This is a genomic window from Colwellia sp. MB3u-55, assembly GCF_014076785.1.
Taxonomy (GTDB): Bacteria; Pseudomonadota; Gammaproteobacteria; order Enterobacterales; family Alteromonadaceae; genus Colwellia_A.
Map to the genome: position 1 here is coordinate 97,735 of NZ_JACGUS010000110.1, position 12,525 is coordinate 110,259.

Below are 12,525 nucleotides of genomic sequence, written 5' to 3' on the forward strand. Positions count from 1 at the left end.
ATAAAGAGTTAAAAAAACAAAAACTGATGGTTTAGCTTAATACTGGGTTATATCTGTACCAATAATAGCAAAAAAATACTACAATATTTTTTCTTAAATACTGATGATTTATCAATTATAAGCAAAATAATTAATACCTTGCCACTGCATATTTATTTTTCAACACTATACCCAGCTAAATCAACTTTAAGTATCACCTTACCCTTCTCAATCATTAATTTATTAATAGATCATCTAAGCCATGATAATTCCGGTACCTCAACACTTTAAATTAAACTGCAGCCAGCGGATAAAGTCGTCATTGGTCAGGGTAAAAATAGCGAGATAACGAAAAAAGTTAATTGCTTACGGGATTTGCTGTATTCACTGTTAATTCACCCTTATAATGTTAAAAATTTTATGAGTTAATGATAACGGTATGTCTGAATATCAAATGAGATTTGGTGGGATTGCACGTCTTTACGGCGTTGCAGGTGCTGCTTTATTAGAAAAAGCGCACTTCTGTGTAATAGGCATTGGTGGTGTTGGTTCTTGGGCTGCTGAATCTTTAGCAAGAACAGGGATTGGTTCGATAACATTAATTGATTTAGATGATATCTGTACAACCAATATCAATAGACAAATTCATGCCCTTACTGAAACGATTGGAGAAAGTAAGGTCGATGTGATGGCTGAACGTATTAAGCAAATTAATCCAAGCTGTCAGGTCAATGTCATTGAAGATTTTGTCACTTTTGATAATTTGCGTGAACTATTAACTAACGATTTTGATTATGTCATCGATGCTATTGACTCAGTGAAAATAAAAACGGCTATTATTGCTCATTGTAAACGTAATAAAATACCGGTAATTACTATTGGTGGCGCAGGAGGGCAAACAGATCCAAGCAAGATTCAACTGTGTGACTTAAGCCAAACTTATCAAGATCCATTGCTCGCTAAGGTAAAAAATCAACTGCGCCGTGAATTTAACTTCCCGAAAGCCGATGCGAAAACAAGCAATAAGCGAAAGTTTTCAATTGATGCTGTTTTTTCTACAGAACAACTGGTTTATCCTGACGAAAATGGCAATGTTTGTCACGCAAAGCAAACACAAAATGGTTCGGTTCGGTTAGATTGCAGCTCAGGTTTTGGCGCGGTTACTCACGTTACAGCCACATTTGCTTTCTTTGCAACCAGCCGTGCGATTAAGAAATATTTAGCTAAGCGTCAGCTTTAATGTTGCCTTGCCATCATTTTAATTTTTTCAACAATGGCTTTAACGCCATTACTACGTGATGGGCTCAAGTGCTGTAACAAACCCAACGTTGAAAAATAAGATTGGTCGTCAAACGCTAATATCTGTGCTGATGTAAGCTGCTGAAAAGCAGCTAATATAATCACCATTAAACCTCGAATGACTTTAGCGTCACTGTCGCAACTAAAAATAAACTCATCTTGAGTATTTTTAGTTGCCATTAACCAAGCATGGCTTTCGCATCCTACAATTAAAGTCGTGTTGTTACGGAAGCTTTTATCCATTCTAACTAAAGACTTACCCAGCATCATTATTTCTCGATGACGAGAGTCCCAGCCTTTTAATAAACTAAATCTTGCTATCATAGCTGAGTGATTAGTTTTATTGACCGGCTGTGCTAAGTGAAGTGGCTCAATAATAATTTTATCAACATTGTCATCCGCGCCTTGGATCAGTAAGTTTAGTTTTTCAATAAAAAAATCAATTTCTGCATAAGTATTATAAGCCGCTAATGAAACTCTAATACAGCCACTTAATTTTAAATAATCCATTAAGGGCATCGCACAATGGTGTCCACTTCTAATGGCAATACCATATGCATCTAGCCCGCTGGCAATATCGTAATTGTGTGCACCACAGACGGTAAATGAAAGTACGCTAATATCAGGTCTTTCCTCAACAACAAATTTAACCGCTTTAATTTGTGTTAATTTTTCATAACAGTAGGATGTCAGCAAACTTTCATATTTTGCTAACTGAGTTACTCCAAATGAATTAATGAATTCAATACTGGCAGAGAAAGCAATAACACCAGCATAGTTCGGTGTCCCAGCTTCAAATTTAAAGGGGAGTTGGTTAAATGATGTTCCTTGGAAACTGACTTTTTTAATCATTTCACCACCGCCCTGATAAGGAGGCATAGCCGTTAATAAGTCACGTCGACCGTATAAAACACCAACGCCGGTTGGTCCAAACATTTTGTGTGCTGAAAAAACGTAGAAGTCACAGTCTAGGGTTTGCATATTTAGTGTTAAGTGGGCACAAGCTTGAGCACCGTCAATAACGGTTATGGCTTTATATTTTTTTGCTAAGGTGATGATTTTTTTAACGGGATTCACTTTACCAATCACGTTAGAAATATGCGTAAAACTGACCACCTTAGTTTTTTCATTAAAATAATCCGCTAAGCCATTTTCATCGATCCGGCCGCTAGCATCTAAAGGTAAAACTTTAATAATAGCGCCAGTTTTTTCGGCAATCATCTGCCAAGGCACTATGTTAGCGTGATGCTCAGCATGGCTTAATAATATTTCATCGCCCACTTGTAAATTTTTCTGCCCCCAACTCTGAGCAATTAAATTAATTCCTCCCGTTGTACCTGGAGTCCAAATGATTTCTTCTAAGTATTTGGCTTGAATAAACTGTTGCACCTTAGCTCTAGCTTGCTCAAAAGCCAAAGTAGCTTTAGCACTCAGAGCATGTGAGGCACGATGAACATTAGCATTATATTGCTGATATACCTCAGCTTCGGTATCGATAACCACATGAGGCTTTTGAGTGGTAGCACCATTGTCGAAATAAACTAACGCCAAGTCGTTGACGGTATTACTGAGCAAAGGAAAATGCTGGCGAAATGTGCTGACATCGAATTTATTCATAAGAGATTACATGCAAAGATAATATTACTGACACAATTATACCTGATAATACGATAAAAATTGATCATTTAAACAATCAACGGTCTCGCTAATTTATTTAGACAAAAGTCCAAAATAATGGGTGAATTTGTCTATTTTAAACTAAAGTTAGACAGTAAAGAAAATAAAGGGTGAAAAGTATGAAGTTATTTTCATGGTTCATTAAAGTAAATAAGCATCCAAAACCAGCACAAGAAGGTTTTACAACAGCCGTTTCAAATAACATCACAGATGAAGAGATAAGTGCACTTAATCACAATACTATGTGGCCAATAGCAAAAGTTAAAACCGCGACTATGATTATTAAGAAGCCAAAGAAGAAAATGAATACGTCTCAAAGTCCCCATAAATACGAGACCACTAAAGCGAGTAAGGCATTTATTGGCCCTATTCCTTTAGGTTAGGCAGAGCTTTTCTCAACTAACCTGGCTGATCAAAATAGCGCGAAAGCGTTATTTTTTTGCTTTTAATGCTAGATTCACATTATGTAAATAGTGTGGCATTAAAAACTTTTCGGGGTTATCGGCTAGCAATTTTAAGTATAAAACTGGAAAGCCTGTTTGATAATAACGCATCCTAGTTCTTTGCTTTAAAGGCTTTATTGCAACAAAGTCTTTTTCATTACAGCTTTCAGCAATAAAAGCACCTACGCTATCACCTTCTTTAGAAACAGTCCCTAACTTCCAACCTTGCGCAGTATGAGTCACTAACGATGTTTCCCTTGAAATATATTTAGCCCAAGGTAATTCGCTGAGAATTATCGCACGGACTTTCTCACGAGAGCCTTGATAAAAGCGTGGCAAAATTGCAACATTATGGGAGAACATAGCGTTTTGCACAGCCAAGCAACGAGAATGATTTTTTGGTAGCGCGTACTCATCAATAAAACCAAGCAAATGAGCCAGTTCATGATAAAAGACTTCTGCATTATCATGACGATCAATATATAAAATACCCGCGTTTACGTTAGCGCCACCTTTTTCAACAAGCACAGCAATGAACCTGTCTGCTAACACTCGCTTATTGTTTGGCCAGATAGATTCGTCACATCGGATCGCTTCATTAGTATTTTGCTGACAAGCGAGTGTTATTTTGCTGATGTATTGTACCGGTGAAAAACACAGATAAGGTTGTAATGTTGCTAACGTCGATGAAGATATCAGTTCTTCAAAATATGCTAAGTCGCGTAGATTCGTTGCAAAGGGGGCAATGCTTGCCAGACAATTTGCTTGTGACGATATATTAGGGGGATTTAAGACCTTATAACGAAATAGTTTTTTCGAAAAAGACTCAAGTTCTTCAGATGGCTTTTCAGCGCTCATCATCTCAAACTGCTTAAAATATCGGTCTATCTCTTGTTTTTCTCCTATTGAAATTAAAATCTCAAGTAAAAGCGTTAAGGCAGATCCATTAGAGGTTATTGGTAGTAATAATTTTTTAGCTAGGAGTCGTTTGTTATGGGCAAAATAAATTTTTGCTAAGTCTATTCTCGCTTGCTGATGACCTAATCGAATGGCTTGTGCAAGCCAGAGCTCGATATTTTGATTATTGTCACCTTGCTTATTTTTATAATAATTGGCTAATTTAATTGCCACTTCACCATCGCTTTTAGCCAGTGATTTAGCAATATTTTGCCATCTTGGGTCGTTATCAACATATGTATTCAAATGCTTATACAAAAGAGTATTTAAGCTAAGCGCTTTTATAACCGTTAATTGTGAGTGGTTAGCATAACCATTTTCTACGGCTTTAATTAATGAGTTTACCGATAAAAAAGCGCTTATTGATATAACGGTCAATAAGCTGATGATGATTAAGCTGGCTTTATATTTCATTTGCAGGTGTAAATAACATCCATCATCACATTAAGACGATTTAGCGGCTTTAACAATCTCTTGTCGCATTAAGTCTAATTCAAGTTTGGCATATCTGTGTTCAACAAATTCATAGACATTAGTACTCAAGGCTAATTTAAAAAAGTTTGCTGCAAGTTCATTATTGTCTTTGAGTTGATAGTATTTACCTAAGTAGAAATATGCCTCGCACAAACGTTCACTTAAGGCCTTATTAGAATTTACGCCTATTGATAATTGGCTAATAAACTTTTGTTCTGTGATCTCACCAAGATAAAGTTCAATGATATTTTTAGCCCAAACACTCTCTTCAACTTGCTCTGCAGCGAGCTTTAATGATGTTTGCGCATCAAGATTATTTGCCGCTGACTCGGCTAAATACATCCATAGAATACGGTAAGGATCATTGCTTTTTCGTTGCTGAAAAGTACTAAAATCATCAATAGATAGTTCAGCACGACCACCATAATATAAAGCAATCCCTCTATTTAAATAGGCATATTCATGTTCAGGCGCTAAATCTATGGCCGAATCAAAAGCCTCATAAGCTTGGTTGAACTCTTGCAATTGGGTGAAATGGATCCCTAAAAAATTATACGCATCGACAAAGTCTGGCTTTAAACGCAAAGCTCGATTGAAATCAAGACGGGCTAATGAACGTAAACCAACACTGTCGTAAACAACACCGCGGTCATAATAAAGTTCAGCTCGTTGTGCATCGGTTATTTCAGCTCTTTGAATAACATCAGTTAGACGGGCTATCGCTATTTCACTTTTATAATTTATGGCTAATGGTTCAACAATAATAAGTTGATTCATGGCGAGCGATGCGTCATTTTCTGGGTTGCTTGCACAACCTTGTAAAGATGAGATGACGATGACAAGCGCTACTTTAAATAATTTATTCACAGAAATAATGTACCTAATGAAATTTTGTATTGACTCATTTTAGTATATAAAAAAGGGAGCCATCAGGCTCCCTTTTTATCTAACTTTTTAAGTAAGCTATTCAGCAGCGTCAGTTGCTGGTGCTTCTTTTTTCTCAGTAGCTTCTTTAATACTTAAACGTACACGGCCTTGACGGTCGACTTCAAGTACTTTAACCGTAACTTCCTGGCCTTCAGTTAATACGTCACTTACAGCATTAACACGTTCGTCAGAGATTTGAGAGATGTGAACTAAACCATCTTTACCCGGAAGTACGTTAACAAAGGCACCAAAATCAACGATACGTACTACTTTACCTTGGTAAATTGTACCTACTTCAATTTCAGCCGTTAATGCTTTAATACGATTAATCGCATCTTCAGCTTGCTCACCATTAGTTGCAGCAATTTTAACAGTACCATCGTCATCAATCTCGATAGTTGTACCTGTTTCTTCGGTAAGCATGCGGATAGTAGCACCACCTTTACCAATGATGTCACGAATTTTATCTTGGCTAACTTTGATGGTATGAATGCGCGGTGCAAACTGTGAAATATCATCACGGTGACCAGAGATAGCTTCATCCATTACAGATAAGATATGAGTACGTGCAGCTTTTGCTTGGTTTAAAGCAAGTTGCATGATTTCTTTAGTGATACCTTCAATTTTAATGTCCATTTGAAGTGCAGTAATACCACCGGTAGTACCCGCTACTTTAAAGTCCATGTCACCTAAGTGATCTTCATCACCTAAAATGTCTGAAAGAACAACAAAATCGTCGCCTTCTTTAACTAAGCCCATTGCAATACCAGCAACAGAAGCTTTAATTGGCACACCAGCATCCATTAATGCTAATGAAGCACCACAAACAGAAGCCATTGAAGATGAACCATTTGATTCTGTAATTTCAGAAACAATACGTACCGCATATGGGAATTCTTCAAGTGAAGGCATAACCGCTAACATACCGCGTTTTGCTAAACGGCCATGGCCAATTTCACGACGCTTTGGAGAACCGACAAAACCTGTTTCACCAACACAGTATGGAGGAAAGTTATAATGAAGCATAAATGCGTCAGTCTTCTCACCCATAATCGTATCAAGACGCTGTGCATCACGTTGTGTACCTAAAGTAGCCGTAACTAATGCTTGTGTTTCACCACGAGTAAATACCGCAGAACCGTGAGTTCTTGGTAATACGCCTGTCATTACGTCTAGGGCACGGATCATTTCAGGATCACGGCCATCGATGCGAGGCATGCCTTTAGTAATACGACCACGAACAACAGTTTTTTCTAAGTCATGGAATAAATCTTTCGCTTCTTGAACGTTAAGATCTGCGTCACTTGCTAATAATGTTTCAACAACAACATCGCGGATTTCTTTGATTTTTTCGTAACGAACAGCTTTTTCAGTGATTTGGTAAGCTTCGTTAACTTGTGCTTCACTCAATTCTGCAATTTTAGCAATAAGGTCAGCATTTTTAACTGGTGCAACCCAATCCCACTTAGGATTGTTAACTTCAGCAGCCATTTCTTTAATTGCTGTGATAGCCGTTTGCATTTGCTCATGGCCATACATAACAGCGCCAAGCATAACTTCTTCAGATAAAATATCAGCTTCAGACTCAACCATTAGTACCGCAGAATCAGTACCTGAAACAACTAAGTTTAACTTAGACGTTTCTAATTCAGATTGTAATGGGTTAAGAATGTATTTGCCGTCAGTATAACCAACACGTGCTGCGCCAACAGGACCACTAAATGGCATACCTGAAATAGCTAAAGCTGCAGATGTACCTAATAAAGAAATGATGTCAGGGGCAATTTCTGGGTTAGCAGAAACAACCGTAATAACAACTTGAACTTCGTTAGTAAAGCCATCTGGGAAAAGTGGACGAATCGGACGGTCAATCAAACGACAGATTAATGTTTCTTCTTCAGAAGGACGGCCTTCACGTTTAAAGAAACCACCTGGGATTTTACCCGCTGCGTATGTACGCTCTTGGTAGTTAACCGTTAATGGAAAAAAATCTTGTCCTGGTTTTGCTTCTTTCTTACCAACAACAGACACTAATACACACGTATCGTCCATGCTTGCCATAACAGCACAAGTTGCCTGACGTGCGATAGCACCCGTTTCTAAAGTAACGGTATGTTGACCGAATTCAAATGTTTTTGTAACAGTATTGAACATAAATGTTCCTTTTTAGCTAGATATAAATTTTCATTGATTAACCAATCTGTACAATTATTTATTCACTTAGAGCAAAATTTTAACAGCTTAAGTTGAACAAAAAATTATACAGTTTGGATTGATTAGTTTTGCAAAAGCTTAAATTTTCTAAAAATTTGCAGGCACATTATACTATCAAACGCGCTATTTACTAGCCAGAAAGGGGAATTGTTATTAAGAAAAGACAAAAAAGCGTACTTTGACTAAGTTTGGGCAAGTGACCCGGTAAATGAGCAATAAAAAAAGGAGCTATAAAGCTCCTTTTTTTTGATATTACCTTTGAGAAAAGGTAACAAATAAGTCACATATTAACGACGTAGACCTAATTTAGCGATTACCGTTGTGTAACGCTCAACATTTTTGCCTTTTAAGTAATCAAGTAACTTACGACGTTGTGCAACCATGCGTAATAAACCACGACGTGAGTGATGATCATGGATGTGCTCTTTGAAGTGACCTTGTAGATGGTTGATTTGTGTAGTTAACAAAGCAACTTGTACTTCAGGTGAACCAGTATCACCTTCTTTTTGAGCATATTCTGCAACGATTGCAGCTTTTTCTGTAGCATTTAAAGACATAATAAATCCTTAGTGTGATGTACCCGAAAGTACTTAAAATTCGCACCTCGCCAAACACTAATTCAGCTAAGGTGACAAAAGAGCGCGCATTGTATCAGCGACAGACGAAATTGCAACTGATATTTGTGTCAGGCCATTATTAACTTGCCGTTAGACTCAATAACATTTAACCCGGAGTAAACGCTGTTTTATTTTACGGATATAGGCGATAACCAGCCAATATCCTCAAATGTTAAATAATTTATTACAGCGTTTTCAAAAATTCGTCTAAAACAATAATGCGTTTTGGTGCAATTAAACCGTTGTCGTCTATATGACCAACACCAATAAACTCCCCATCATTGATATTGTCTCCAACAAAAACCTGCACTAAACCTTCAGCCGGAACATTAGCTGCTTGTACTGGATTACCATGGCGCAAAAAGTTAGCAGACATATCATCGATAAAAACCTCAGGGATACCATCACAGGCTGTCGTCATCGGTAATAATAAAGGGTCAAGCAACGTAGATGGCGCTATCTCTTGTTCTTCTGCTTGTGTAACTAATGCTTGTAATTGTTCCAGTGTTACCATTTTATCTGTGGGATAATTTCCCACGGCACTTCTGCGTAAATTAGCAACATGTGCGCCACAACCAAGCAGTTCACCTAAATCGTCGATAATAGTACGAATATAGGTGCCTTTAGATACATGAATATCTAAATCAACTTCGTCACCTTCAAAGCGTAATAAGTCTAAACGAAAAACCGTAATGTCTCGTGATTCACGAGGGACTTCAACACCTTCTCGCGCATATTTATATAAAGGCTGGCCTTTGTATTTTAACGCTGAGTACATGGAAGGAATTTGCTGTGTGGTACCGCGAAAAGACTCAAGTGCTATTGCTAATTGCTCACTTGAAACATCAACCCGTTTTTCCGCAACAACTTCACCGTCAGCGTCACTGGTTGTAGTACGCACACCCAATTTTGCTGTTACTTGATAGGTTTTATCGGTATCCAGTAAAAATTGAGAAAACTTAGTCCCTTCACCTAAACAAATCGGCAACATACCGGTAGCAAGTGGATCTAATGCCCCAGTATGCCCGGCTTTCTGTGCAAAGAAGATACGCTTAACTTTTTGTAAAGCACTGTTCGATGACATGTCATACGGTTTATCAAGTAGGATCACCCCATTAATTGGGCGACCTTTTCTGCGTTTAGCCATCTAGCTGTACCCTATGAATTTTCTTCGTTGTTGATATCAGTTGCTTCGTTAGAAGCAGTAGCATCTCGCTCTGAGCTTTCAGCAATATGCTTATCGCTAGCGACAGCTTCATCAACCAATGAACTCATTCGAACACCTTCAGCCATAGAGCTGTCATAAACAAAACGTAAGTGCGGCATAATACGGGCACGTAATTTCTTCGCTAATAACGAGCGAATAAAACCAGCAGCTTCATTTAAGACTTCAATAGAGCTTTTTATTTCTGAAACTTCATTAGTAAAAAAAGTTACGAATATTTTTGCGTAAGCTAGATCACGTGTCAATTCGACAGCAGAAACTGTTGTCATGACTAAGCGTGGATCTTTAACTTCGCGCATTAAAATAGTCGCGATTTCTTTTTGTATTTCTTGTCCGACACGGTCGGTACGAGCAAATTCTCTTGCCATAGGAAATTCTCCTAATAAAATTATCGAGGACTTTTACCTGATAACTTTTAATATATAAACAAAAATGGAGGCAAAGCCCCCATTTAATATTTGTACAACAGTAAGTGAGCTATCTCATTACATTGAAGCCGATTAACCTAAAAAGCAGTCAATCAGCAATAATCTAAAGTTATAGCGTACGCTTAATTTCTATTGTTTCGAATACTTCAATTTGGTCACCAACGCGAACATCATTGTAGTTCTTAACACCGATACCACATTCAGTACCGTTACGAACTTCTGCAACATCATCTTTGAAACGACGAAGTGATTCAAGCTCACCTTCGTATATAACAACCAAGTCACGTAATACGCGAATTGGAGCACTACGTTTAATGATACCTTCAGTAACCATACAACCAGCAATAGCGCCGATTTTAGGCGACTTAAACACGTCACGAACTTGTGCAAGACCAATGATTTCTTGCTTGAATTCTGGCGCTAACATGCCGCTCATGGCTTGCTTAACTTCATCAATTAATGCGTAAATAACACTATAGTAGCGTAAATCAATGTTTTCAGATTCAATCACTTTACGCGCAGATGCATCAGCACGAACATTAAAACCAACCACGATGGCATTTGAAGCCGCCGCTAATGTTGCATCAGTTTCAGTGATAGCACCAACACCTGAACCTATGATTCTGACTTTAACTTCATCAGTAGATAACTTGAGTAATGAGTCACTAATAGCTTCAAGTGAACCTTGAACATCTGACTTAATTACAACATTTACTTCAGAAATTTCGCCTTCAGCCATACTTGCAAACATATTTTCAAGTTTAGCTTTTTGTTGACGAGCAAGTTTCACATCACGGAATTTGCCTTGACGGAATAAAGCAACTTCACGTGCTTTCTTCTCATCTTTAACAACAGTCGCTTCATCACCAGATTGTGGAACACCACTTAAACCAATAATTTCAACTGGGATAGATGGACCTGCTGATTGAATATCTTTACCATTTTCATCGCGCATTGCACGAACACGGCCATATTCTAAACCACAAAGTACAATATCACCTTGCTTTAAAGTACCTTCTTGAACCAAGATAGTTGCTACTGGGCCGCGGCCTTTATCTAATTTAGATTCAATAACAACACCACTTGCCATTTTATCGACAACAGCAGTTAGCTCTAAAACTTCAGACTGTAACAATATTGAATCAAGTAAGTCATCAATACCTAAACCTGTTTTAGCTGAGACATGACAAAATTGAACTTCACCGCCCCACTCTTCAGATAAAACACCGTGTTGAGATAATTCACTCTTAACACGTTCGATATCAACACCTTCTTTATCCATCTTGTTTACGGCGATGATAATAGGCGCATCAGAGGCTTTAGCATGTTGAATTGCTTCAACAGTCTGTGGCATAACACCATCATCTGCAGCAACAACAATGATAACGATATCCGTTGCTTTAGCACCACGAGAACGCATAGAAGTGAAGGCAGCATGACCAGGAGTATCTAAGAATGTGATCATACCATGACCAGTTTCTACGTGATAAGCACCAATATGCTGAGTAATACCACCGGCTTCACCGTCTGCTACTTTCGCTTTACGAATGTAATCAAGTAATGATGTTTTACCGTGATCAACGTGACCCATAATAGTAACAACAGGTGCACGAGTAATCTCTATGCCCGTATGATGACGGTCAGCAAGTACGGCTTCTTCCAAGGCATTTTCTTTAACAAGTACAACCTCAAAACCCATATCTTCAGCAACAAGCGCGGCTGTTTCTTGGTCAATAACTTGGTTAATCGTTGCCATTGCGCCTAGTTTGAACATAGCTTTAACTACTTCCGCGCCTTTCTTAGCCATTTTATTGGCAAGTTCAGCAACCGAAATAGTTTCGCCAATGCGAATATCTTGTACTTTTGTTTCTACTGGTTTAGTGAAACCATGTTTTAAGCTATCAGGTGAAGATAAAGTTTTACCTTTACCGCGGCCATTGTTACGGCCACGAGCATTACGGTCTGCAGGTGCTTTTTTCTTCTTACGGCGACGGCCACTTTCATCAGCAGAGTCACTTTTATCTTCAGCTTCTTGAGCATATTTAGAAGAAGTTAAATGAACAACCTCTTTCTCTTTAGCTTTACGCTCAGCTTCTTGTTCTTTCCAGCGCGCTTCATTTTCTTCTGCTAATTTTTTAGCGGCGGCTGTTGCTTCTTTAGCTTCTTCTTCAAGCTTAGCTTTTGTTTCAGCTTCTAAAGCAAGACGAACTTTTTTAGCTTCTTCAGTTTCAGCAATTTTTACTGGCGCTTCTTCAGCAGTTTTTGCTTTCGCTGCGGCTGCTTGC

General features: G+C 38.2%; 10 protein-coding genes. 2 read left to right on the forward strand and 8 right to left on the reverse strand.

Annotated features, from left to right (window positions below; translation table 11 throughout):
- The first annotated feature begins 418 nt into the window (after nt 1–418).
- Nucleotides 419–1,219: a tRNA cyclic N6-threonylcarbamoyladenosine(37) synthase TcdA gene (tcdA, locus tag H4J66_RS08765; RefSeq protein WP_182173284.1), complete on the forward strand. Its 801-nt coding sequence runs from the start codon at nt 419–421 to the stop codon at nt 1,217–1,219.
- On the opposite strand, the gene H4J66_RS08770 is transcribed toward tcdA, so the two are convergent.
- Entirely contained in the window at nt 1,216–2,895 is a 1,680-nt protein-coding gene (locus tag H4J66_RS08770; RefSeq protein WP_182173287.1) for a SufS family cysteine desulfurase, read from the reverse strand. The genes tcdA and H4J66_RS08770 overlap by 4 nt on opposite strands.
- Before the next feature lie 179 nt (nt 2,896–3,074).
- On the opposite strand from H4J66_RS08770, the gene H4J66_RS08775 reads away from it, so the two are divergent.
- Entirely contained in the window at nt 3,075–3,338 is a 264-nt protein-coding gene (locus tag H4J66_RS08775) for a hypothetical protein (protein ID WP_182173290.1), read from the forward strand.
- A 48-nt stretch (nt 3,339–3,386) separates the two neighbouring features.
- On the opposite strand, the gene H4J66_RS08780 is transcribed toward H4J66_RS08775, so the two are convergent.
- From H4J66_RS08780 to infB, 7 genes are all read right to left on the reverse strand, one after another.
- On the reverse strand, nt 3,387–4,769 hold the full coding sequence (locus H4J66_RS08780; protein ID WP_182173292.1) for a hypothetical protein: 1,383 nt from the start codon (nt 4,767–4,769) through the stop codon (nt 3,387–3,389).
- Between the two features lie 30 nt (nt 4,770–4,799).
- Nucleotides 4,800–5,696, reverse strand: coding sequence for a lipoprotein NlpI (nlpI, locus tag H4J66_RS08785; RefSeq protein WP_182173295.1), 897 nt, complete (start codon nt 5,694–5,696; stop codon nt 4,800–4,802).
- Between the two features lie 96 nt (nt 5,697–5,792).
- Nucleotides 5,793–7,910 carry a polyribonucleotide nucleotidyltransferase gene (gene pnp / locus H4J66_RS08790; protein WP_182173298.1) on the reverse strand — a complete coding sequence of 706 codons (2,118 nt, stop codon included), beginning with the start codon at nt 7,908–7,910 and terminating at the stop codon, nt 5,793–5,795.
- A 347-nt stretch (nt 7,911–8,257) separates the two neighbouring features.
- Nucleotides 8,258–8,527: a 30S ribosomal protein S15 gene (rpsO, locus tag H4J66_RS08795; RefSeq protein ID WP_070376186.1), complete on the reverse strand. Its 270-nt coding sequence runs from the start codon at nt 8,525–8,527 to the stop codon at nt 8,258–8,260.
- Nucleotides 8,528–8,771: 244 nt separating this feature from the next.
- On the reverse strand, nt 8,772–9,734 hold the full coding sequence (gene truB / locus H4J66_RS08800; RefSeq protein ID WP_182173301.1) for a tRNA pseudouridine(55) synthase TruB: 963 nt from the start codon (nt 9,732–9,734) through the stop codon (nt 8,772–8,774).
- 11 nt (nt 9,735–9,745) lie between these two features.
- Nucleotides 9,746–10,180, reverse strand: a complete 435-nt coding sequence (gene rbfA, locus H4J66_RS08805; RefSeq protein WP_182173304.1) for a 30S ribosome-binding factor RbfA — start codon at nt 10,178–10,180, stop codon at nt 9,746–9,748.
- A 169-nt stretch (nt 10,181–10,349) separates the two neighbouring features.
- A partial coding sequence (gene infB / locus H4J66_RS08810) for a translation initiation factor IF-2 (protein WP_182173307.1) occupies nt 10,350–12,525 on the reverse strand: 2,176 nt, incomplete at its 5' end.